This is a genomic window from Bradyrhizobium sp. NBAIM01 (genome assembly GCF_020194115.1).
GTDB lineage: Bacteria > Pseudomonadota > Alphaproteobacteria > Rhizobiales > Xanthobacteraceae > Bradyrhizobium > Bradyrhizobium yuanmingense.
On record NZ_JADYVU010000002.1, the window covers coordinates 795418 to 816135 of the forward strand.

21 protein-coding genes, 1 tRNA gene and 1 riboswitch are annotated in these 20718 nt (G+C 66.6%); of the genes, 8 read left to right on the forward strand and 14 right to left on the reverse strand.

Annotated features, from left to right (window positions below):
- From I6F31_RS10130 to I6F31_RS10160, 7 genes are all read right to left on the reverse strand, one after another.
- Complete coding sequence (locus I6F31_RS10130; protein ID WP_225185370.1) at positions 1 to 978, reverse strand: aldo/keto reductase; 978 nt, start codon at positions 976 to 978, stop codon at positions 1 to 3.
- Positions 979 to 1082: 104 nt separating this feature from the next.
- Positions 1083 to 2015 carry a sugar-binding protein gene (locus tag I6F31_RS10135; RefSeq protein ID WP_057028437.1) on the reverse strand — a complete coding sequence of 311 codons (933 nt, stop codon included), beginning with the start codon at positions 2013 to 2015 and terminating at the stop codon, positions 1083 to 1085.
- 93 nt (positions 2016 to 2108) lie between these two features.
- A complete protein-coding gene (locus I6F31_RS10140) occupies positions 2109 to 3179 on the reverse strand; it encodes an ABC transporter permease (protein WP_157285690.1) in 1071 nt (356 codons plus the stop codon).
- Entirely contained in the window at positions 3179 to 3937 is a 759-nt protein-coding gene (locus I6F31_RS10145; protein WP_109145592.1) for an ATP-binding cassette domain-containing protein, read from the reverse strand. Before I6F31_RS10145 ends, I6F31_RS10140 begins: the two co-directional genes overlap by 1 nt.
- 13 nt (positions 3938 to 3950) lie before the next feature.
- Positions 3951 to 5273, reverse strand: a complete 1323-nt coding sequence (gene xylA, locus I6F31_RS10150) for a xylose isomerase (RefSeq protein ID WP_225185335.1) — start codon at positions 5271 to 5273, stop codon at positions 3951 to 3953.
- Positions 5274 to 6725, reverse strand: a complete 1452-nt coding sequence (xylB, locus tag I6F31_RS10155; RefSeq protein ID WP_225185336.1) for a xylulokinase — start codon at positions 6723 to 6725, stop codon at positions 5274 to 5276.
- A gap of 85 nt (positions 6726 to 6810) precedes the next feature.
- On the reverse strand, positions 6811 to 7884 hold the full coding sequence (locus tag I6F31_RS10160) for a LacI family DNA-binding transcriptional regulator (protein ID WP_225185337.1): 1074 nt from the start codon (positions 7882 to 7884) through the stop codon (positions 6811 to 6813).
- A gap of 110 nt (positions 7885 to 7994) precedes the next feature.
- Between I6F31_RS10160 and I6F31_RS10165 the strand changes: the two genes are divergently transcribed.
- Positions 7995 to 8522, forward strand: coding sequence for a DUF1003 domain-containing protein (locus I6F31_RS10165; protein WP_225185338.1), 528 nt, complete (start codon positions 7995 to 7997; stop codon positions 8520 to 8522).
- A gap of 1 nt (position 8523) precedes the next feature.
- Here the strand turns inward: I6F31_RS10165 and I6F31_RS10170 are convergent, their stop codons facing one another.
- Positions 8524 to 8997: a GNAT family N-acetyltransferase gene (locus I6F31_RS10170; RefSeq protein ID WP_225128494.1), complete on the reverse strand. Its 474-nt coding sequence runs from the start codon at positions 8995 to 8997 to the stop codon at positions 8524 to 8526.
- Positions 8998 to 9021: 24 nt separating this feature from the next.
- On the reverse strand, positions 9022 to 9603 hold the full coding sequence (locus I6F31_RS10175) for an XRE family transcriptional regulator (protein WP_225153239.1): 582 nt from the start codon (positions 9601 to 9603) through the stop codon (positions 9022 to 9024).
- A gap of 170 nt (positions 9604 to 9773) precedes the next feature.
- Between I6F31_RS10175 and I6F31_RS10180 the strand changes: the two genes are divergently transcribed.
- A complete protein-coding gene (locus I6F31_RS10180; protein ID WP_225147443.1) occupies positions 9774 to 10766 on the forward strand; it encodes an alpha/beta hydrolase in 993 nt (330 codons plus the stop codon).
- 4 nt (positions 10767 to 10770) lie between these two features.
- Here I6F31_RS10180 and I6F31_RS10185 read toward each other — a convergent pair.
- Positions 10771 to 10844: transfer RNA gene (locus tag I6F31_RS10185), tRNA-Gly, on the reverse strand.
- 172 nt (positions 10845 to 11016) lie between these two features.
- On the opposite strand from I6F31_RS10185, the gene I6F31_RS10190 reads away from it, so the two are divergent.
- From I6F31_RS10190 to I6F31_RS10210, 5 genes are all read left to right on the forward strand, one after another.
- Positions 11017 to 11595 carry a methylated-DNA--[protein]-cysteine S-methyltransferase gene (locus I6F31_RS10190; RefSeq protein ID WP_225147444.1) on the forward strand — a complete coding sequence of 193 codons (579 nt, stop codon included), beginning with the start codon at positions 11017 to 11019 and terminating at the stop codon, positions 11593 to 11595.
- A gap of 9 nt (positions 11596 to 11604) precedes the next feature.
- The gene (locus I6F31_RS10195; protein WP_225185339.1) at positions 11605 to 12444 is read left to right on the forward strand and encodes a helix-turn-helix domain-containing protein; all 840 of its coding nucleotides are present in this window, start codon (positions 11605 to 11607) and stop codon (positions 12442 to 12444) included.
- 58 nt (positions 12445 to 12502) lie between these two features.
- On the forward strand, positions 12503 to 12862 hold the full coding sequence (locus I6F31_RS10200) for a VOC family protein (RefSeq protein WP_225140686.1): 360 nt from the start codon (positions 12503 to 12505) through the stop codon (positions 12860 to 12862).
- Between the two features lie 150 nt (positions 12863 to 13012).
- Positions 13013 to 13414: an SRPBCC family protein gene (locus I6F31_RS10205; RefSeq protein WP_225147445.1), complete on the forward strand. Its 402-nt coding sequence runs from the start codon at positions 13013 to 13015 to the stop codon at positions 13412 to 13414.
- Between the two features lie 113 nt (positions 13415 to 13527).
- Positions 13528 to 14001 carry a hypothetical protein gene (locus I6F31_RS10210; RefSeq protein WP_225175113.1) on the forward strand — a complete coding sequence of 158 codons (474 nt, stop codon included), beginning with the start codon at positions 13528 to 13530 and terminating at the stop codon, positions 13999 to 14001.
- Here I6F31_RS10210 and I6F31_RS10215 read toward each other — a convergent pair.
- The 3 genes from I6F31_RS10215 to I6F31_RS10225 all read right to left on the reverse strand — a co-directional run bounded on the left by I6F31_RS10215 (position 13998) and on the right by I6F31_RS10225 (position 18160).
- Positions 13998 to 15440: an MATE family efflux transporter gene (locus I6F31_RS10215; RefSeq protein ID WP_225175114.1), complete on the reverse strand. Its 1443-nt coding sequence runs from the start codon at positions 15438 to 15440 to the stop codon at positions 13998 to 14000. The two genes, I6F31_RS10210 and I6F31_RS10215, sit on opposite strands and share 4 nt — an antisense overlap.
- A gap of 366 nt (positions 15441 to 15806) precedes the next feature.
- Positions 15807 to 16859 carry a hypothetical protein gene (locus tag I6F31_RS10220; RefSeq protein ID WP_225175115.1) on the reverse strand — a complete coding sequence of 351 codons (1053 nt, stop codon included), beginning with the start codon at positions 16857 to 16859 and terminating at the stop codon, positions 15807 to 15809.
- Positions 16860 to 17053: 194 nt separating this feature from the next.
- Positions 17054 to 18160 carry a 2'-deoxycytidine 5'-triphosphate deaminase gene (locus I6F31_RS10225; RefSeq protein ID WP_225128481.1) on the reverse strand — a complete coding sequence of 369 codons (1107 nt, stop codon included), beginning with the start codon at positions 18158 to 18160 and terminating at the stop codon, positions 17054 to 17056.
- A 110-nt stretch (positions 18161 to 18270) separates the two neighbouring features.
- Positions 18271 to 18350, forward strand: a riboswitch (SAM riboswitch).
- 76 nt (positions 18351 to 18426) lie between these two features.
- On the opposite strand from I6F31_RS10225, the gene I6F31_RS10230 reads away from it, so the two are divergent.
- The gene (locus tag I6F31_RS10230) at positions 18427 to 19614 is read left to right on the forward strand and encodes an O-succinylhomoserine sulfhydrylase (protein WP_035996376.1); all 1188 of its coding nucleotides are present in this window, start codon (positions 18427 to 18429) and stop codon (positions 19612 to 19614) included.
- A 114-nt stretch (positions 19615 to 19728) separates the two neighbouring features.
- Here I6F31_RS10230 and I6F31_RS10235 read toward each other — a convergent pair whose 3' ends face one another.
- Positions 19729 to 20718 carry an SGNH/GDSL hydrolase family protein gene (locus I6F31_RS10235; protein WP_225128477.1) on the reverse strand — a complete coding sequence of 330 codons (990 nt, stop codon included), beginning with the start codon at positions 20716 to 20718 and terminating at the stop codon, positions 19729 to 19731.

Consider the following 20718-nt stretch of genomic DNA (forward strand, 5'->3'; position numbering starts at 1 on the left):
TCAACCTCCGCCAGGAAGCGGCGCGCGCGTATCGACCAGCTTTCGTGCCCGCAGCTCCTGCCAGAATGCCGGCGGCACCGCCTTCTCGGACATCGCGATGTTGTCGGCGACCTCGGCGGCATTGCGCGCGCCCATCACGGCGACCGTCACCGCCGGATGGGCCATGCAGAATTGCAGCGCGGCGGCTTTCAGCTCGGTGCCGTGCCCGCGGCAAAGTTCGTCGAGCTCCAGCGCGCGTGCCACGAGCGCAGCATCAGCATCCTGATAGTTGAATTTCGCGCTGGCCCGCGGATTGGCCAGGATGCCGCTGTTGTAGATGCCGCCGAGCAAGATGCCGATATTGCTGGCCTGGCACAGCGGCAACAGCGCATCCAGTGCGCCCTGGTCGAGCAGCGTGTAACGGCCGGCGAGCAAGAAGCAGTCGACCGGCACGGCCTCGGCGAAGCGAGCCAGCATCCCCGACTGGTTCATGCCGGCGCCGATCGCCTTCACCGTGCCGTCCTCGCGCAGGCGCTGGAGCGCGCGGAAGGCGCCGGTGACGGCATCGTCATAGTGATCGTCGGGATCATGCACGAGCAGGACGTCGACGCGGTCGAGGCCGAGGCGCTGCAGGCTCTCCTCCACCGACCGCATCACGCCGTCATAGCTGAAATCGAACACCGGCCGCTCGCGCGGCGTGCCCTTGTAGTGCTCGTCCTCCGGCGCAGCATTGTCCGGTGCGCGCAGCAGGCGGCCGACCTTGGTCGAGATGGCGTAGGAATCGCGCCTCTGTTGCCGCAGGAAGGCGCCCAGCCGCCGCTCCGCGAGGCCGAAGCCGTAAAGCGGGGCGGTGTCGAAGAATCGGACACCGAGCGACCAGGCGCGTTCAATCGTCGCTTGCGCATCGGCATCGCTGACGGGCGAGAACAATCCGCCGAGCGGGGCTGAACCGAGGCCGATCGAGGTGACATCGAGAGCGCCGAGCCGCGACCTTTTCATTCCCATCGCCTTCCAGCAGTCGTCGTCCATTCCAAATCATCTCTCCCGCTTGCGGAAACCGCAAGCGGGAGAGGCATGCAGAAGCGCGGGGCTGGGCAGCGCTCCTACTTCAACATCTTCGCGACGTTGTCCTTGGTGACGAGATCGAGGCCGGTGTAGACGATCTCCGGCACCTTCTCGCCCTTCTTGATGGCGAGCAGCGTGTCCATCGCCTTCTCGCCCATCTCGAACGGACGCTGGCCGACCAGCGCATTGGCATAGCCGTCACGCAGCAGCTCGAGCTGCATCTTCAGCGTATCGGCGACGACCAGCGTGAACTTGCCGGAATCGATGTCCTTCTTGTTCCTGCTGGCGAAGGCCTTGAAACCTTCGGGCGCGAACATCGGCCAGCCGCCGATCGGAACGATGGCGGCGAGATCCGGCGTTGCGGTGCGCATGTCCGTCATCTGCTGGACCGCGAGCGCGGGATCGTCGTTGCAGAAGCTCGGCGAACCCGCGACCTCGGTCCATTTCGAGCCCTTCAGCGCCTCGCGCACGCCGTCGACACGCTCGGCCAGGTTCTTTGCGCCGGGACCGCCGGAGACCATCGCGTATTTGCCGCCGTCAGGCCGCAATTTCAGCAATTCCTTGCCGAGGGCCAGGCCGAACTCCTTGTTGTTGGTGCCGATATAGGCGATGCGCTTGGAGCCCGGCGCGTCGGCATCGAAGGTGATGACCGGAATGCCGGCGGCGGTCGCCGCCTCGATCGACTTGGTCATGGCCGCGACGTCCGCGACCGAGATGGCGAGACCGTCGACCTTCTGCGTGATGAAGTCCTGGATGATCTGGGCCTGGTTCGCCGGCTCATGCTCGACCGGCCCCTTGTAGATGCACTCGATGTTGCCGAGCTCCTTGGCGCGCTTCAGGCAGCCGTCGCGCGAAAAATCGAAGAACGGATTGTTCATCGCCTTCGGCACGATGACGAAGCGGTAGTTCGCAGCAAATGCCGGCGTCGCCATCATCGCAACCGCGATACCGGCAAGAAGCAGTTTCCTCATTGTCTCCTCCACTCTTGTTGGTGCCTATCCCCTCGAAAGCCCCCGGGAAGCGGATAGGCGACGTTTTCCTTGCCTTCCCGAGATGTCGTCATTTCAGGTCATCCGCGAGCGGACGCGGTCGACCAGCACAGCCAGAATGATGATCACGCCGACCAACGTCTGCTGCCAGTACGAGCTGACCTGGGCCAGCACGAGGCCGTTGCGGATCACCTCCAGCAGCACGCAGCCGACGATGGCCCCGAGCGGACCGCCGATGCCGCCGGCGAGATTGGCACCGCCGATCACGGCCGCCGCGATCACGTTGAGCTCGTAGGACATCGCCATGTTGGCCGGCGCCGATCCGAGCCAGCCGGAGATGATGATGCCCTGCAGGCCGGCGGCGAGCGCGCAGATCACGTAGACCTCGATCTTCACCCGCACCACCGGAATGCCGGTGAGCTCGGCCGCCTTCTCGTTGCCGCCGAGCGCAAAGACGTGGCGGCCGAACGAGGTGTGGTGCAGCACCACCGCCATGGTCAGCGCCAGGATCACGAGATAGATGAACGGCGCCGGCACGCCGAGCACGTCACCGGACGTGAGCGCATAGAAATAATCGGCGTCGGGCCCACCCGGGAAGCTGCCGCGTCCGTTGGAGACGACATAGCCGAGCCCGCGCACGATCGAGAGCATGCCGAGCGTGGTGACGAAGGGTGACAGGCCGAGCACGGCGATGCAGAAGCCGTTGACGAGGCCGGCAATCAGCGCGGCGCCGAGGCCGGCGAGGATCGAGATGAGCAGGATCAGCCCCGGAACATTGGCGAGCACGGTCTTGCCGTCGGCCGCCATGTGCACCAGCGGCGATCCGGGCGCCGACAGCTCGGTCATCACCATCGATGTGATCATGGCGGAAAAGCACATCATCGATCCCACCGACAGGTCGATGCCGCCGGTGATGATCACGAAGGTGACGCCGAGCGTCGCGATGGCGATGAAGGAAAAGTTCTTCGCCACGTTCTGCATGTTGCCCTGGGTGAAGAAGTAGGGGCTGGCGAAATGCATGATCACCAGCAGCACCGCCAGCGCGAGCAGGACGTAGCCGGTCTGCGAGGCGAAGATGCCGCGCTGCCACCACCTGATCTTGCCGACATTGGTGAAGCTGATCGGGGATTCCAAGGGCATGGCCATCACGCCGCCTCCTTCGCACCGGTGATGAGGGCGGTGACCTCCTCGGGGGAGGTCTGGTGAATCGACTTGTCGGCGCGCTTCTCGCCGCGTCGCATGACGACGACGCGGTCGCATACGGCGAACACGTCGGGCATGCGGTGCGAGATCAGCATCACGGCGACGCCCTGCTCCTTGAGCCGGTGGATCAGGCCGAGCACCTGCTCGACCTGGCGCACCGAGATCGCGGCGGTCGGCTCATCCATCATTACCAGCCGCGCATTGGAGAGCCGGGTACGCGCGATCGCGACCGCCTGGCGCTGGCCGCCCGACATCTGTCTGACGAGATCGTCCGGGCGCGTCTCCGAACGCAGCTCGCCGAACAGCTCCAGCGCGCGCGATGCCATCGCCTTGTGGTCGAGCAAGGCAATCGGTCCGAACCTGCGCTTCAACTCGCGGCCGAGGAAGACGTTGGCGGCGGCCGTGAGATTATCCGCCAGCGCGAGGTCCTGGTAGACGACCTCGATGCCTACGGCGCGGGCATCGACCGGCCGGTTGAAATGCACCGCGCTGCCGGCAAAGCGCATCTCGCCATGCGTGGGACGGAAATTGCCGGCGATGATCTTCACCAGCGTCGACTTGCCGGCGCCGTTGTCGCCCATCAGGCCGACCACCTCGCCGGGCCAGACCTGCATATCGACGTCGTGCAGCGCGCGGATCGCGCCGAACTCCTTGCCGATGCCGGTGAGCTCGAGCACCGGCGTCGCGTCAGTCTTCGTCATCAGCGGCGTTTCCTCAGACATAGCGGTTGACCAGGGATTCCAGATATTCCTGCCGGCCCGAGCGCGGCTGCGGATCGAAGCCGGGACACATCGCACGGTCGGCGAGATCGGCGAGCGAACGCTGGCCGCCGAGAATGGCGCGGCCCTCCGGGCTGGCCCAGCCCTCGTAGCGCTTTGCGAGCGGCGCACTCAGCGTGCCGGCGTCGAGCATGTCGGCGGCGGCGAGGAAGGCCCGCGCACAGGCATCCATCGAGCCGACATGGGCATGGATGAGATCATCGGGATCGATCGACTGGCGGCGGATCTTGGCATCGAAATTGAGTCCACCCGTGGTGAAGCCGCCACGGTTCAGGATCTCGTGGAACACCAGCGCCAGCTCCGGCACGTTCATCGCGAACTGGTCGGTGTCCCAGCCGAGCAGATCGTCGCCCCGGTTGATGTCGAGCGAGCCGAACACGCCGAGCGCCTCGGCCAGCGCGACCTCGTGATGGAAGGAGTGACCGGCGAGGATGGCGTGGTTCTGCTCGATGTTGAGCTTGACGTCCTTGAGCAGGTCGTAGCGTTCGAGGAAGCCGTAGCAGGTGGCGACGTCGAAATCATATTGGTGCTTGGTCGGCTCCTTCGGCTTCGGCTCGATCAGCAGCGGGCCCTTGAAGCCTATCTTGTGCTTGTGCTCGACGACGAGCGAGACGAAGCGGCCGAGCTGGTCGAGCTCGCGCTTGAGATCGGTGTTGAGCAGCGTCTCGTAGCCCTCGCGTCCGCCCCACAGCACGTAGTTCTGCCCACCGAGCCGGTGCGTCACCTCCAGTGCGGCACGGACCTGGCCGGCGGCATAGGTGAAGATGTCGGGATCCGGATTGGTCGCGGCGCCCGCCATGTAGCGGCGGTGCGTGAACAGGTTCGCAGTGCCCCAGAGCAGGCGGACCTTGCTCGATGCCATCTTCTGCTCGAACAGATCGGCGATGGCGTTGAGGTTGGCGACGGACTCGGCGAGCGAAGCGCCCTCCGGCGCCGCATCGACGTCGTGGAAGGTGAAGAAGGGGACGTCCAGCAGGCGGAACAGCTCGAAGGCGGCATCGGCCTTGGCGCGCGCCATCGCCATCGCGTCGGTGCCGTGGTGCCAAGGCCGCAGGAAGGTCTCGCCGCCGAAGGGATCGCCGCCCGGCCAGCAGAACGAATGCCAATAGCAAACCGCAAAGCGCAAGTGATCCTCGAGCCGGCGGCCATGCACCAGGCGGTCCTTGTCGTACCAGCGGAAGGCGGGCGCGCCTTCGGCCTCCTTGCCGCCGAAGGCGACGGGTGCACTTGCATCGAAGAATTCGGCTGGCGCGTTCACTTAAGGCTCCTTCAATGCGGGATAAAGCGCGCGCCATCGCCGATAGGCCTCGTCATAGGCCGCAGCGACGGACGGGCGGGGTGTGAAGCTTGCGAGCCTGCGCGGGCGCGTGCAGACGTCCGCGGGGTTCTCGCCGGTCGCGGCGAGCCGGCCGAGCCGCGCAGCGCCGAGCGCGGCGCCGACCTCGCCTTCCTCGACGCGGTGGACGGGCATGCCGAGCACGTCGGCGCAGATCTGCGCCCATAGCGGCGAGCGCGAGCCGCCGCCGACGAGATCGACCTCGGCGATCGGCCCGCTGGCTGTGCTCAGCGCCGCCAGATTGTCGCGCGCGGCAAAGGCGACGCCTTCGAGCACGGCCTGCACGATCTGGGAACGTCCGATCGCGCCGCGCAGGCCGACGAAGGCGCCGCTGGCGGCGGCATCGTTGTGCGGCGTGCGCTCGCCGTCGAGATAAGGCAGGAACTGGACCGTGCCAGGTGCATCGACGCGCTCGCCGAGCGGCGCCAGGAGCGCTGCGGCGGGTGTCTCCATCACCCCGGCGAGCCAGGCGAGCGAGGCTGCGGCCGACAGCATCACGCCCATCTGGTGCCAGAGGCCGGGCAGCGCGTGGCAGAAGGCATGCACGGCCGAAGCCGGCGCCGGAGCGAAGCGATCGGTGACGCGGAACAGGACGCCCGACGTTCCCAGCGACAGGAAGGCATCGCCGGGCGCGATGGCGCCGAGCCCGATCGCGCTGGCCGCATTGTCGCCGGCGCCGCCCGCGATCACGACATTTTTCGCCATGCCCCAGCGCTGCGCGTATTCAGGCGCGAGCACCGCGCTCACCGCACTGCCCTCGACGAGGCGCGGCATGTGGTGCAGATCGAGCCCGGTGGCATGCAGCAGCAGCGCGGACCAGCGGCGCAGGCCGACGTCGAGCCACAGCGTGCCTGACGCGTCCGACATGTCCTCGACCATCTCGCCGGTGAGGCGATAGCGGACATAGGCTTTCGGCAGCAGCACCTTTGCCACGCCGTCGAAGATCTTCGGCTCGTGCCGTGCCACCCAGAGCAGCTTCGGCGCGGTGAAGCCGGGCATCGCGAGATTGCCGGCAATCGCGTGCAGCGAGGGACAGCGCCGCTCCAGCGCGGCGCATTCGGCCTGCGAGCGGCCGTCGTTCCAGAGGATGGCCGGACGCAGCGGCCGGCCGTCCTCGCCAAGCAGCGTCGCGCCGTGCATCTGACCCGACAGCCCGATGCCGCGCACCTGCGCAACCTCGCGCGGATGGCGCGCGGCGAGATCGTCGACGGCGCCGACGGCCGCATCGACCCAGGCGTCGGGATCCTGCTCGGACCACAGCGGCGCCGGGTGCGACAGCGCAAGCTCGCGCGCCGCCGTCGCGGTCACCGCGCCGGCTTCGCTCACGAGCACCGCTTTCACACCGGATGTGCCGATGTCGATCCCGAGATACAAATCGTCCTCCCTTTCGCCTGCCGCGGGAGAGCGATCTTGCGTCGCTTTTCCCCGCTGGCGGTCCCGTTTCCAAGTTCACCTGCCGCTAGGGCAGATTGTCCCGCATCACGATGTCGATCCGGATCTTCTCCTGTTCACTCAAGATCGGCTCGCTGCGGGCGAGCGCGAGCAGCACGCGGACGGCCGCGCGCGCTTCATGTCCGGGGTTCTGCGAGATCGCGGCATCCATCACGCCCTGCAGTAGCAAGCGGCGCGTCAGCGCGGTGACGTCGTGTCCGACGAACACCACCTGCTTGTCACGCCCGGCCGCGCCAGAGGCCTTGTCGTTCAACGCCTTGCTGTTCAGCGCTTTGGCGACGCCCTGCGTGCCGGCGCCGACGTTGTAGAGACCGACGATGTCGCCATGCTTGCCGAGCAGCCGCGCCAGCAGCTGCTCCGAACGATCATCTTCATCGCGCCCTTCCAGCACCGGCAGCACGCTGAGATCGGGGAATTCCGTCGCCATCACCTGGTTGAAGCCGAAGATGCGCTCGGCATGGTCGCGCAGGCCCTGCGAGCCCGCGATGATCGCGACCTTGCCGGACCTCTGGCCGACCAGGCGCCCGACCAGCGCGCCGGCGGTGCGGCCCGCGGCGATGTTGTCGATGCCGACATAATGGTGGCGGCGCGAGGACGGCACATCCGAGACCAGCGTCACGACCTTGGCGCCGGCATCGACGAGGTCATTGATGGCGGCGCGGACGCTCGGATGGTCCAGCGCCACCACGGCGACGCCGTCATAGTCGCCGGACAGCGCCTCGAGCGAGGCCGCGAGCGCGGCGGGCTCGAACACGTCGGTTGCGATCATCTCGACATTGAGGCGGCGGGCCGACAGCCAGCCCGCCATCTCGCCGAGATAGGCCTCGATCTGCTGCATGAACGGGTTCGAGCCCGACGGCATCACGAAGGCGAAGCGGCGGGCCCGGCCGCGCGCGAGCTCGGCGGCCGCCACATGCGGCTGGAACGAATTGCGGGCGATGGCGTCCTTGACGCGCCGGATCGTATCCGGGCGGACCCCCGGCCGGTTGTGCAGCACGCGATCGACCGTGGCGAGGCTGACACCGGCCTCGCGGGCGATGTCCTTCAGCGTCAGCACAGTCGGGGTCAAGGTCTCGGCCATGGCTGAAGGCTAGCAGAGGTGTTTTGAGGTACGCAACTCATTTGATGAGGGGATCGGTCTTTTTGCTTCCCCTTACAGGAACGGCTCCGCGAGCGGACCGTTGCCGGGGCGTGCATAACGACATCACCCATGATTCCGGCGAGGGGCTGAGCCCGACGCTCGAGCGCAACATCCAGGCGCTGGTGGCGCGGCGCCGCCGCGAGCAGCAGGCGGCAAGCGGGCAGGACAAGGTCGCGGACGCGATCACGGCCTTCACCGGCAGCATGATCTTCGTCTACCTGCACCTCGCCTTGTTCGGGTTCTGGATCATCGCCAACCTGCATTGGATTCCGGGAATTCCGGCCTGGGACGAGAGCTTCGTCATGCTGGCGATGATCGCCTCGGTGGAGGCGATCTTCCTCTCCACCTTCGTGCTGATCTCGCAGAACCGCATGACCGCGGCGGCCGACAAGCGCGCCGATCTCGATCTCCAGATCAGCCTGCTCGCCGAGCACGAGCTGACCAAGGTGGCCCGCCTGCTCACTCAGGTCGCCGAGCGGCTCGACGTCAAGCCGGACGCGGAGCGCGACCTGCAGGAGGCGGCCCGGGACATCGCCCCCGAGCGCGTGCTCGACAAGATCGAGGAGACGCGCTCTTGAGCTATTCGCGCTCTGGCGCCGACAAGTCGAGCGTCAGGTACAGGCTGTTGGGATCCTCGACATAACCTTCGAACGGGCCGCATGCGACGAAACCGTGCGCCAGATAGAGTGCGTGTGCCGGCTTGAAATAGTCCCACGAGCCGGTCTCGAGGCTGAGCCGCGTCATGTCGCGCGCGCGGGCTTCCGCGATGATGTGGCGCAGCATCTGGCCGCCATAGCCGCGCCGGCGCGCGGTCTGCAGCGTGTGCATCGACTTGACCTCGCCATGGCCAGCCGAAAGCGTCTTCAGCGCGCCGGTCGCGACCAGCGTCTCGCCGTCCCAGCCGGTCCAGAATGCGACGTCGGGTGCACGCAGGCCCGCGAGATCGAGCGCATGGGCACTGCCCGGCGCCGTCTGCGCCCGCGCAGCAGCAACGTGGTGATCGAGCAGCGCGACGACGCGCGGATCATAGGTGTCGCCGGTCCGGATCTGCATCGTGCTCGCCTCCACGCTTTGCCCTCACATCTTGCCGTAGGACGCGCCGCGCCTGACGATGATGACGTAGCGCGCGTCCTGCTTGGTTTCGTTCTCGAAGATCACCGCGCGCATCACGTCGAAATCCAGACAATCGCCCTCGCGCAGCCGCACCGCCTTGGCGTCGATATGCACGGCGATGGCGCCCTCCAGCATCAGGAGCTGCTGGGTGAAGGCGTTGCGGCCCCAGGGGCTGTAGGAGACGCGCGCGCCGGCGGGAAGGTCGACCACGATGATCTCGATGCCGCTGGCCGCATCCGGCGGCGAGGCGTGCCGCCGGCGATAGCCGCTGTCGGGGTCGCGCCAGAGCGGCTGGTCCGCCAGCCGCACCAGGCGCTCCGGCGGCTTCTCGGTGAGCGCGACGACATCGCTGAGCGTGACGTCGAGCGCCGCGCAGAGCTTGTTGAGCAGCGCCGCCGTCGCACTGCTCTGTGCCCGCTCCACCCGCCCGATCATGGCCCGGCTGACGCCGGAGCGGCCTGCAAGCTCGTTCAACGTCATTCCGGCCTGCGTCCGCAGCGTCTTCAGGCGCCGACCGATGGCGCGATCGAGTTTTTGCTGGTCCATGGGTTTCATCCGAACATCGCCCGATACGAGGACCGCATCCCCCGGGGTGAGAGAAGCTTAGCGCGCGCGGAGGCACACGCCGGGAGCGGCAGTCCAATATATTAGAAATTTTGCGCAGGCCGTACGCCCGATTAGGATGCGCCCCAACCACAAAAAATCGGAGGCGACGAATGGATGGCCCGACGCAGCGGAGGATCAAAGCCAACGGCATCAGCCTCAATGTCGCCGAGCAGGGCGACGGGCCTATGGTGCTGCTCTGCCATGGCTTTCCGGAAGGCTGGTACTCCTGGCGGCATCAACTCGAGGCGCTGGCGGCGGCTGGCTACCACGCGGTCGCACCGGATATGCGCGGCTACGGAAAGAGCGACCGGCCCGGAGCGATCGATCAATACACGATCCTCCATATGGTCGGCGATCTCGTCGGCGTGCTCGACGCGTTCGAGGCAAAGGACGCCGTCATCGTTGGACATGACTGGGGCGCGACAATCGCTTGGCACACGGCGCGCCTGCGGCCCGATCGCTTCCGGGCCGCCGCGATCCTCAGCGTACCGTATCGGCCGCGCAGTCCCGTGCGGCCGACGAGCGTCATGCCGCAGACGGCGGATGCGCAGTTCTATCAGCTGTACTTCCAGGAGCCAGGTATCGCCGAAGCGGAGTTCGAGCGGGATCCTCGCGCAACGCTCGGCGCCATGCTCTTCGGCGGCTCCGGCGAAGGGGCGACCGCGATCCGCGCCAATGCCGAGCGTCAAGGGCGGACGGTCGCCGCCGGCATGGTCTCCCGAAAGGACGGCATGCTGCCGAAGGTGCCGGTGCCGCTTCCGTCGTGGCTGAGTGCCGCCGAGCTCGACCACTACGCTGCCGAATTTGCGCGCAGCGGCTTTCGCGGGCCGCTCAATTACTACCGAAACATCGATCGCAATTGGGAGCTGATGGCAGCATTCGAGGGCATGCAGGTGGTGGTGCCCTCGCTCTTCATCGCCGGCGACCATGACATGGTCATCGCCTTCCCCGGTGCCGCCGAACATCTCGCCAACATGAAGCAATGGGTGCCGCAGCTGCGCGACATCAAGATGCTGCCCGGCTGCGGACATTGGACGCAGCAGGAGCGGCCGGCGGAGGTGAACGCGGCGATCGTCCAGTTTCTGAGAAGCCTGCCTAACTAAGGGCTGGAGCGGGCGAAGGGAATCGAACCCTCGTATGCAGCTTGGGAAGCTGCCGTTCTACCATTGAACTACGCCCGCGATGCGCGCTTTGCGCCCCTCTTGATTAGCCGAGACGGCGCCTGCCGCCAAGCGGTTTGGCGCGACCAGCGGGGCGGTTGTTAACGTCCTGATAAGATTCCAGGTGCGCCGGATTGTGGCGGTGTTATGATCGCTTCTCCGGGGAGAAACGTGCACTGAGTGGGGCGTGTGCATGGTGGGGCGGGCTTACGCGATATTCGATACGGCCATCGGCCGTTGCGGCATCATCTGGAGCGGCACCGGCGTGGTCGCCGTGCAATTGCCGGAGGCGCGGGAGATCGACACCCGCCGCCAGATTTTCCAGGTCCATCCCGAGGCGCGGGAGCAGCGCCCGTCCGAGAATGCCGAGCTTGCGATCGAGGGCATCACGGGCCTGCTGCAGGGTCACGATCCCGATTTTTCCGAGGTCAGCCTGGACGCCGGCGGGGTGCCCGGCTTCAACCGGCGCGTCTACGAGTACACCTGCAGCATTCCGCGCGGGGAGACACGCACCTATCACGAGGTCGCCCGAGCGCTCGGCGCCTCCGACGCGTCCTATTCCGTGGCGCAGGCGATCGCGAAGAATCCCTTCATGCTGATCGTGCCCTGCCACAGGGTGCTGGAGGCTGGCAATTACACCGACCGGCTCTCGCCTTACGGCGGCGTGATCTCGAAGCGGCGGCTGCTGGCGCTTGAAGGCGCCCATCCCGTCGCCAGCAAGACCTTGTTCGAAGTGCTGCTGCCGGTTGCTCCGCCCCGTGCCCCTACCTAAATAGGCGGCATGCACGCCACCACGTTGCTGACGACGCCCTCGATCACGGCTTCCGAGTTTCGCTGCGATGCGGGACCGGACGACAGGCCGTTTGCGGAATGCCGCACCGGCCATTCCATCGCCTATGTGCGCTCCGGCAGCTTCGGCTGCCATTGCCGCGCCGGCTTCTTCGAGCTGGTGGCGGGCTCGATGCTGATCGGCGCCCCCGCCGAGGAATACACCTGCACGCATGAGCACGTGTCCGGCGACGTCTGCCTCGGCTTCTTCTTCAGCGAGGACCTGGTCGACGCCCTCGGCGGGCGGCGCGAGGTCTGGCAGATCGGCGCAACGCCGCCGCTGCCCGAGCTGATGGTGCTGGGCGAGCTGGCCCAGACGGCAGCAGAAGGCAACAGCGATCTCGGCCTCGACGAGATCGGCCAGATCCTGGCCGGCCGTTTTGTCGACGCCGTCTCGGGCAAAGCGCGCAAGCCGGCCACTCCCACCGCACGCGACCGCCGCCGCGCGGTGGAGGCGGCGCTGTGGATCGACGATAACTCGCATGCCGAGCTCGACCTCGAGCAAGCAGCCAAGCAGGCGGGATTGAGCCCGTTTCATTTCCTGCGGCTGTTCTCGGCCGTGCTCGGTGTCACCCCGCATCAATATCTGGTGCGCTCCCGGCTGCGCCACGCGGCACGGCTGCTCGCTGACGAGGACATCGCCGTCACCGATATCGCCTATGACGTCGGCTTCGGCGATCTCTCCAATTTCGTCCGCACCTTCCATCGCGCCGCCGGCGTGTCGCCGACCAAGTTCCGGCAGGCGTCGAAGGGGGAGCGCAAGATTCTCCAAGAGCAGCTTGCCCTCAACTGACTAGGGTCGTCTCCGGCGCGTGCCCTTCGCGGCACGCTTCTTCGCAATGGAGACGAACATGTACGACCACATCGGATTGCGCGTTGCCGACCTCGACGCCGCCACGCGCTTCTACAGCGCGGTGCTGGCGCCGCTCGGTTTTGTCCTGTGCTCGAGCGGCGACGGTTATGCCGGTTTCGGGCCGAAGGGCGAGCCGGCGCTGTGGCTGCACCTGAACAAGGGCCGCAAGGCAGATGGCGTCCACATCGCCTTCCGCGCCGGGGATCATGATGCGGTCAAGGCATTTCACAGCGAAGGCCTCAGGAGCGGCGGCCGCGACAATGGCGGCGCCGGCCCGCGCAGGGATTACAGCCCGACCTATTACGCGGCGTTCCTGATCGATCCTGATGGTAACAATGTCGAGGCGGTTTGCGCGTGAGCGCTAGCCACTCGCTCCGTCATTGCGAGATCGCGTAGGGTGGGCAAAGCGTACCGTGCCCACCAATTGCTCGCGACAACGCCCGATGAATGGTGGGCACGGCGCGCGAAGAGCGCGCCTTTGCCCACCCTACGCATTCCAGGAGAGATCATGGCCTCCATCCACAACGACGTCTCCCTCCCCGCCTCCGCGCGCGACGTCTGGGACGCCGTGCGCGATTTCGGCGCGCTGCATCGGCGGCTGGTGCCGGGCTTCGTCACGGCGTGCACGCTCGACGGTGATGCGCGCATCGTCACCTTCGCAAACGGCTCGGTGGCGCGCGAGGTGCTGATCGATTGCGACGATGCGCGGCGGCGCCTGGTCTATGCCATCAGCAACGAGCGGCTGAGGCATTACAGCGCCTCGGTTCAGGTCATCGCCGAGGGCGAGGCGAGCTGCCGCCTCGTCTGGATCATCGACATGCTGCCGAACGAGCTCGCGCCTTACGTTCAGGGGCAAACCAAGGAGGCGGTGGCCGCCATGCACAAGGCGTTTCCGCCCGCTTCGGCCTGATCATTCACTGTGAGTTGTCTCACAGAAGCCCGTCCTCGACCGCCCTAACCATGCCCTCGTGCGTCCGGTCGGCTCCGCTCTCCCGGCGGCGCCACGCACGCGAGGAGCATGCAATGAGAGGTGCGGACAAGGTGATCTGCCAGGCGGCCGCGGTGCTGCTGCTGTTTTCAATCTCGAGCGTGCCGGCAAAGGCGCAATTCCTCGGCGGCGGAGGAGCCGGCGGCGAGGACATGATGACCCAGATGGCGCCGATGCTGGAGATGATGAAGGCGAAGATGGGCAAGCGCCGCTTCGCCATGCTGATGCAGACCATGGGCCCGATGATGAGCCGCATGATGGAGAACGGCGGCGGGCTCGGCGGCTTGATGGGCGGCGGCAATTTCGGCGGCGGATTCGGTGCACCGAGCTATGGCGGCTACACCCCGATGGGCGGCGGCACCATGCCGGTCGGGATCGGCAGCATGGGCGGCGGCGACATCATGGGCATGCTCGGCGGCACCGGTGGCAGCAACATGATGGCGATGATCCCGCAATTGATGCGTCTCGCCAATACCGGCGGCGGCCATCGCCGCCACAAGCGTCGCTAGTCCGCAGCCGAAAGCGCCGGCTTGATCGCAGGCTTCGTCTCGCGCGGTCCCCAGCGTGTCAGCACGACGCTGGAGCACGACAAGAGGCCGAGCACGACCATCGAGCTCGCGGCGAGCCAGAAGAAGCTCTGCGCGCTGGCGCCGTGCCTCGACAGCCACCAGCCGATTCCGGCGATGTAGATCAGCCGCGCGGTCTGCGCCAGCACGGGCCCGATCACCTTGGCCGCGCCTTGCGAGGAGAAATACATCGTCGTTGCCAGGCCGAAGAAGGCGTAGAACGGCCCGACCGTCGAAAGATATTGATGGCTCGCCGCGCGCACCGCCACACTGTCGGTGAACATGTTGACCCAGAGATCGGGGAAGATCGCAACGAGGCACGCCGGCACGCCGACCGCCACGAAAGCAGCAACGCTGGCGGTCCAGGCGATGCGCCGGGCCCGCGCGATGCGGCCGGCGCCGATCGCCATCCCGACCATCGGCACGCAGGCGATGCCGAACGAGAATGCGATCGAGGTCAGCAGGAATTCGAGCCGCGCGCCGACGCCGTAGCCGGCGAGGATCGCAGTGCCGAACTGCGCCAGCATGTGCGTGAAGATCGAGATCGTCAGCACCGATTGCAGCGGCGAGAAGCAGGCGATGGCGCCGACCTTGAGGATGTCGAAGAACATCGCCCATTGGATGCGCAGGCCGCGCAGCTTCAGCGTGATCCGCGCGCGGCCGGAGAACAGGTACCAGCTCATGATGCAGATGTTCATAGTGTAGGCGATCAGCGCGCCAGCGGCGACGCCGCGCATGCCGAACTGCGGCACTGGCCCGAGCCCGAGACCGAGCGTGCCGCCGAGCACGATCTGCCAGGCCGCGGAGTTGAGGATCAGGAACGACGGCAGCTTCATGTTGCCGGTACCGCGCAAGATGCCCGCCATGGTGTTAAGCAGCCAGGGCAGCACGGCGCCGCCGAAGAACACCTGCGTGTAGGCGATCGCATGCGTCAACACATCGCCGCGGCCGCCGAGCATCTCGAGCAGCCTCGGCCCGAAGATCAACATGCCCAGCATGAAGACGAATCCGAAGCTGATGCCGATGAGCATCGCGTGCACGGCCAATGTGCCGGCGCGCTCGCGATTGCCGGCGCCGAGCGCACGCGCGATGGCCGAGGCCACCGCGCCGCCCATGGCGCCGCCGGACATCGTCATGGTCAGAATGATCGTCGGAAACACCAGCGCCATCGCCGCCAGCGCCTCGACGCCGAGCCGGCCGACATAGGAGGTCTCGGCGATCACCACGCAAATGCCGGCCGACAGACCGATCGCGTTCGGCCAAGCGAGCGAGAGCAGCGTCCGCAGGATCGGCCCATCCGTCAGAGCGCTTCTGATCGGCGCCGGAGGCGGCGGCAGCGGGCGCTCTTGCTCATCGACCGGGATTTCGGCGATGTCGGACATGTCCTCTCCCGGGCGCAGGCGCCGTTTGCAGCGCAGCAATCACTTGGTGTGCCAATGGCGTCGTTCGCGCGAATGGCGCGGCTGAGGCGTGTTAGCACGGCTTGCTCCGATTCTGCCTGCGCCCGATGCAGGCGTGCCCTGCGGCAGCGCATTTCAAGCGGTGGAATTCGTTCTTCTCCCTCTCTCCGTTCTTACGGGGCCGCGACGAGCTTTGCTCGCGCTGAGAGCGTCGGGGTGAGGGGCTCTATCCGCGAAGACGGCGAGAGTTGGACTCGCGGAGACTCCCCCTCACCCCGGATTGCATCTTCGATGCAATCCGACCTCTCCCTGCAAGCGGGGCGAGGTGAAGCCCGCTGCGGCCGTCGCCTAACCGATCGTCCAGACCAGCGGCGGACGGCCGCCCGGAGCGGCGCGCATCTGCACGCCGATATGCCGGCCGCAACCTGCAGCGAGACCCTCGAACAATCCCTCCAGCAGCTTGGCGCAGGCGCGGTGAGTGTCGGCGACGTCGTCCATCAGCTTCCAGCTCTGCTGCCGGATCTCGAAGGTGTCTTCCGATTGAGCCGTCTCGGCTGCATCATCCTGCGCGGCGAGCAACGCGCTCAGGAACGATGCGAATTCTCGCGCGCCGCCGCGGGTCGTCGCCAGCGCCGCGGCGACCTCGTCGAAATATTGCATGCCGATCAGCTTGCCGGTGAGGTGCAGCAGATAGCCGGCATCCTCCGGGCCGAACAGCTGCACCATCACGGGCGCGGCGGTGCGGACATATTCCATCGCGTAATTGCGATAGGCCTTTTCCAGCCGCGGTCTTGGCCAGCTCGCGACCGGCAAGGCGGGCGCCGTCTTCGCATCGAACAAAGGCGCTTCCAGGTGCCGCGCGAATACGAGGCGCTGGTCGAGCTCGAGCGGATGGTCGTATTGATGATAATAGCCTTCGAGCCCGTCCTGGCCGTCGACGCTCTGCTTGGTGCAGACGAAGCCGAGCCTGAGATCGCCGAGGGCTGCGCCATTGTTGGCGTGCCAGCCGCGCAGCATGGCGCGTGAGACTTCGCCCGGCACGCCACAGATCGCAGTGCCCTTCCAGATCCAGCGCGGCGGCGGATAGCGGATCCAAGCCTTGGTGTCGCTCTCGTACATGTATTCGACATGAACGCCGCCGATCCAGTTGGAGAGATAGTGGTATTGCGCAGCCGCGACCGCCGGCGGCAGATGGTCGATCCCGAGCTTGCTGAGCCCCGGCAGGAAACGCTCCTGCTGCTGGCGACGAAACACGCGGAAGACGAATTCTGCGGCATCCGCCGTGCCGCGGCGCGTGACGACGGTGAGGATCAGCCCGGTGAAGTAAGCGTGATAGAGATCGGCGACGGCGCGCCAGCGCTTCCATTGCGCGTGCTGCGCGAGGTCTGGTGCGATAGTCATGTTCGCTCCCGGCTTGTTGTTTTGCGGGAGTGTGTCATCGCGGATCGGGTGACGCAACCGGACGCGCTCTCGGTGTTATCGCCCGCGAAGGCGGGCGATCCAGTACTCCGAGATGGTCATGCTTGAATCGAGAGGCCGCGGCGTACTGGATTCCCCGCCTCCGCGGGGAATGACAGCGGTGGGTGAGGTTGGCACTACACCCTGAAATGCTTGCTGAGCTTCAGGCCTTGCGCCTGGTAATTCGAGCCGATGCGCTGGCCGTACATCGCGTCGGGGCGGGCCAGCATCTTCTCGTAGACGAGGCGGCCGACGATCTGGCCGTGCTCGAGGATGAACGGCACCTCGCGCGAGCGCACCTCCAGCACGGCGCGCGATCCCAGCCCGCCAGCGCCGGCATAGCCGAAGCCGGGATCGAAAAAGCCGGCATAGTGCACGCGGAATTCGCCGACCAGGGGGTCGAACGGCACCATCTCAGCGGCGTAGTCGGGCGGCACCTGCACCGCTTCCTTGGAGGCGAGGATATAGAACTCGCCGGGGTCGAGGATCAGGCTGCCGTCGGGGCGCGCCGAGATCGGCTCCCAGAAATCCTCCACCGCGTAGCCGGCGCGGCGGTCGACATCGACGACGCCGGTGTGGCGCTTGGCGCGATAGCCGACGAAGCCGCTCGCCTTCTCGCCGGAGAGATCGACCGAGACGGCAACGCCGCCCGAGAGATCGGCATCGTCGATGTCGACGAGACGCTCGCTGGCGTGCAGCGCATCGAGCTCGTCGGCATTGAGGATGGCATCGCCGGTGCGGAAGCGCACCTGGCTGAGACGCGAGCCCTCGCGCACCAGCACCGGAAACGTCTTCGGGCTGATCTCGGCATAGAGCGGGCCGTGATAGCCGGCGCCGATCATATCGAAGCGGCGGGTGCCGTCGGCGATGACGCGGGTGAAGACGTCGAGCCGGCCGGTCGAGCTCTTCGGATTGGCGGCAGCGACGATCTCCGGCGGCAGCGCGAGGCTCTCGAGCAGCGGCACGATGTAGACGCAGTTGGTCTCGAGCACCGCGCCGTCGGCGAGGCTAAACTCGTGCAGCTTCAGCTCGTCGATGCGCTCTGCCACGGTGGCACCGGGCCCGGGGAGGAAGCTGGCGCGGACCCGATAGGCGATGTCGCCGAGGCGCAGATCGAGGCTCGCCGGCTGGATCTGGCTCTCGACGAAGTCGTAGGTGGGCAGGATGAGACCTTCTTCCGCCATCGCCGCGATCATGCGGTCGGGCAGGATACCATTGGCGTCGGCGGCGACCGTGAACGTCAACCGGGGGTCCTCATCAGGGGTCGAGTGCATCCGGACATGCCGGAAATACAAGTCTTTTACGGCTATCCGATGGACGCCTTGACGGAAAGGGCATTGCGGAATATGAGCATCACTTATCCCGTGGTGATTTGAGCCGGCCGGCTTGCAGCCACGTTAAATAAGTCGCTAAACAGGCCGGGGACCTCTGTGATCCCGGCCCGTGGAGATATCCAGGCCGGTTTTTTTGTGACCGTTTTCGCCTCGACGGTCATGTCGGAGAGGGTCCTATGTCGAAGTCGTCTGCCACTTATCGCCCCGAAACCCGCCTGGTCCATTCCGGCACCCTGCGCTCGCAATATGGCGAGACCTCGGAGGCGCTGTTCCTGACGCAAGGCTATGTCTACGCCAGCGCGGAGGAGTGCGAGGCGCGCTTCAAGGGCGAAGATCCCGGCTTCATCTATTCGCGCTATTCCAACCCGACGATTGCAATGTTCGAGCGCCGCATGATCGAGCTCGAAGGCGCCGAGGCCGCGCGCTCGGCGGCAACCGGCATGGCGGCGGTGACGACTGCGATCCTGGCGCCGCTCAAGGCCGGCGATCACGTGGTCGCCTCCCGTGCGCTGTTCGGCTCCTGCCTCTACGTCATCCAGGACCTGTTGCCGCGCTACGGCATCGAGGCCACGCTGGTCGACGGGCTCGATCTCGACCAGTGGCAACGCGCGCTGAGGCCCAACACCAAGACGTTCTTCCTGGAGAGCCCGACCAACCCGACGCTGGACGTGCTCGACATTCCCTCGATTGCCGAGATCGCGCACAAGGGCGGCGCGCGGCTCGTCGTCGACAACGTGTTTGCAACCCCGATCTGGCAGAGCCCGCTCGCGCTCGGCGCCGACGTCGTCGTCTACTCTGCGACCAAGCACATCGACGGCCAGGGCCGCTGTCTCGGCGGCATCATCCTGTCCTCGGAAGCCTTCATCGCCGAGCACATCCACAATTTCATGCGCCAGACCGGCCCGTCGATTTCGCCGTTCAATGCCTGGGTCCTGCTCAAGGGCCTGGAGACGCTGGGCGTGCGCGTGCGCGCGCAGACCGACAATGCCGCGCGCGTCGCCGAGGTGCTGGCCAGCCATCCCAAGATCTCGCGGCTGGTTTATCCCGGCCGCGCCGATCATCCGCAGGCGGCGCTGGTGAAGAAGCAGATGCGCGGCGGCTCGACGCTGGTCGGCTTCGAGGTGAAGGGCGGCAAGGCGGCGGCCTTCCGTGTGCTCAACGAATTGAAGCTCGCCAAGATCTCCAACAATCTCGGCGACGCCAAAAGCCTCGTCACGCATCCGGCGACCACGACGCATCAGCGCCTCAAGCCGGAAGACCGCGCCGCGCTCGGCATCAGCGAGGGCTTCATCCGCTTCTCGGCAGGGCTGGAGCACGCGGATGACCTGATCGAGGATCTCACCGCGGCGCTGGAGAAGGCGTGAGGGAAGCGAGGTCTCGTAGGGTGGATTAGCCGAAGGCGTAATCCACCTCTGCTGCATCCGCGGAGATAGACAGTGGTGGGTTACGGCTTCGCCTAACCCACCCTACGCACCCTCTCACATCGGCCGGTACGTTCTCACATCGGCGGGCACGCTCACACCGAGCTTGATCTGGCCGACGGAGCGGATGATGTCGTCGCCGAGCAACTGGGCGAAGCAGGCATAGCCCCAATCGTTCATGTGCAGGCCGTCGGCGATGACGAAGCCCTCGACCGGGATCGACTGGTTCTCGTGCCAGTCGCGCATCACCTCGAAGCGCGGGAAAATGCCGACCTTGCGGAGCTCGGCGACGTTGCCGAGCAGCTTGATCATCTTGCCGGCGCTCTCCTTGCGCTGGTTGACGGCCGGCGAATATTGCGGATCGACCAGCACGATGTCGGTGCCGCCGGCGGCCTGAATGCGGCTGATGCCGTCCTCGACCAGCTTGGCCGTATCGGCAGGATCGAGATTGCGCAGCACCGCGTTGGTGCCGACCTGCCAGATCACGAGATCCGGATGCCTGTCGATCACCTGCGTCTGCAGACGCTTCATCATCTCGGGGGCGTCCTCGCCGCCGACGCCGGCATTGATGACGCTGATGTCGGCAGTCGGATAGTGCCGGCGCAGCTGCGCGGCGAGACGATTGGGGTAATTGAACTCCGGCGAGCTCGCGCCGAACCCTTGAGTCGACGAGGAGCCGAACGCGACGATGACGACGGGCTGGCCGGCGGCCAGCTTGCTCGCGACATGCGGCAGCGAGCCCATCGCCTTGGAGCCGCCCTTCGGCGGCAGGCAGGGCACCCGGCTGAAGATGTCGGCGGCGGACTTCGCGACCTCCTTCACCTTGTCGATGGCGCGCGAGGTGACGCCGCGCTGCTCGGGCGACCTCGCGGCGACGGTGGTCTGGGACGGCGCAGCGGGCGCGGGATCAGGCGACTGGGAGGGTGCGGGGGTCGCCGGCTGAGCGGCCGGCGTCTGCGCATGCGCGGCGGGCGTCAGCAACAACAGCACTGCTGTTGCAGGCACGGCCAGCCATGACGTCAGGCAAAAAGGGCGGAGAGAACTCAT

Excerpts from the sequence above, each read along its gene's own strand:
- I6F31_RS10130 (WP_225185370.1), bottom strand. The coding sequence starts at position 978 with ATGAAAAGGTCGCGGCTCGGCGCTCTCGATGTCACCTCGATCGGCCTC.
- I6F31_RS10135 (WP_057028437.1), bottom strand. The coding sequence starts at position 2,015 with ATGAGGAAACTGCTTCTTGCCGGTATCGCGGTTGCGATGATGGCGACG.
- I6F31_RS10140 (WP_157285690.1), bottom strand. The coding sequence starts at position 3,179 with ATGGCCATGCCCTTGGAATCCCCGATCAGCTTCACCAATGTCGGCAAG.
- I6F31_RS10145 (WP_109145592.1), bottom strand. The coding sequence starts at position 3,937 with ATGACGAAGACTGACGCGACGCCGGTGCTCGAGCTCACCGGCATCGGC.
- I6F31_RS10160 (WP_225185337.1), bottom strand. The coding sequence starts at position 7,884 with ATGGCCGAGACCTTGACCCCGACTGTGCTGACGCTGAAGGACATCGCC.
- I6F31_RS10170 (WP_225128494.1), bottom strand. The coding sequence starts at position 8,997 with ATGCAGATCCGGACCGGCGACACCTATGATCCGCGCGTCGTCGCGCTG.
- I6F31_RS10175 (WP_225153239.1), bottom strand. The coding sequence starts at position 9,603 with ATGGACCAGCAAAAACTCGATCGCGCCATCGGTCGGCGCCTGAAGACG.
- I6F31_RS10180 (WP_225147443.1), top strand. The coding sequence starts at position 9,774 with ATGGATGGCCCGACGCAGCGGAGGATCAAAGCCAACGGCATCAGCCTC.
- I6F31_RS10190 (WP_225147444.1), top strand. The coding sequence starts at position 11,017 with ATGGTGGGGCGGGCTTACGCGATATTCGATACGGCCATCGGCCGTTGC.
- I6F31_RS10195 (WP_225185339.1), top strand. The coding sequence starts at position 11,605 with ATGCACGCCACCACGTTGCTGACGACGCCCTCGATCACGGCTTCCGAG.
- I6F31_RS10200 (WP_225140686.1), top strand. The coding sequence starts at position 12,503 with ATGTACGACCACATCGGATTGCGCGTTGCCGACCTCGACGCCGCCACG.
- I6F31_RS10205 (WP_225147445.1), top strand. The coding sequence starts at position 13,013 with ATGGCCTCCATCCACAACGACGTCTCCCTCCCCGCCTCCGCGCGCGAC.
- I6F31_RS10210 (WP_225175113.1), top strand. The coding sequence starts at position 13,528 with ATGAGAGGTGCGGACAAGGTGATCTGCCAGGCGGCCGCGGTGCTGCTG.
- I6F31_RS10215 (WP_225175114.1), bottom strand. The coding sequence starts at position 15,440 with ATGTCCGACATCGCCGAAATCCCGGTCGATGAGCAAGAGCGCCCGCTG.
- I6F31_RS10220 (WP_225175115.1), bottom strand. The coding sequence starts at position 16,859 with ATGACTATCGCACCAGACCTCGCGCAGCACGCGCAATGGAAGCGCTGG.
- I6F31_RS10230 (WP_035996376.1), top strand. The coding sequence starts at position 18,427 with ATGTCGAAGTCGTCTGCCACTTATCGCCCCGAAACCCGCCTGGTCCAT.
- I6F31_RS10235 (WP_225128477.1), bottom strand. The coding sequence starts at position 20,718 with ATGAGTTCTCTCCGCCCTTTTTGCCTGACGTCATGGCTGGCCGTGCCT.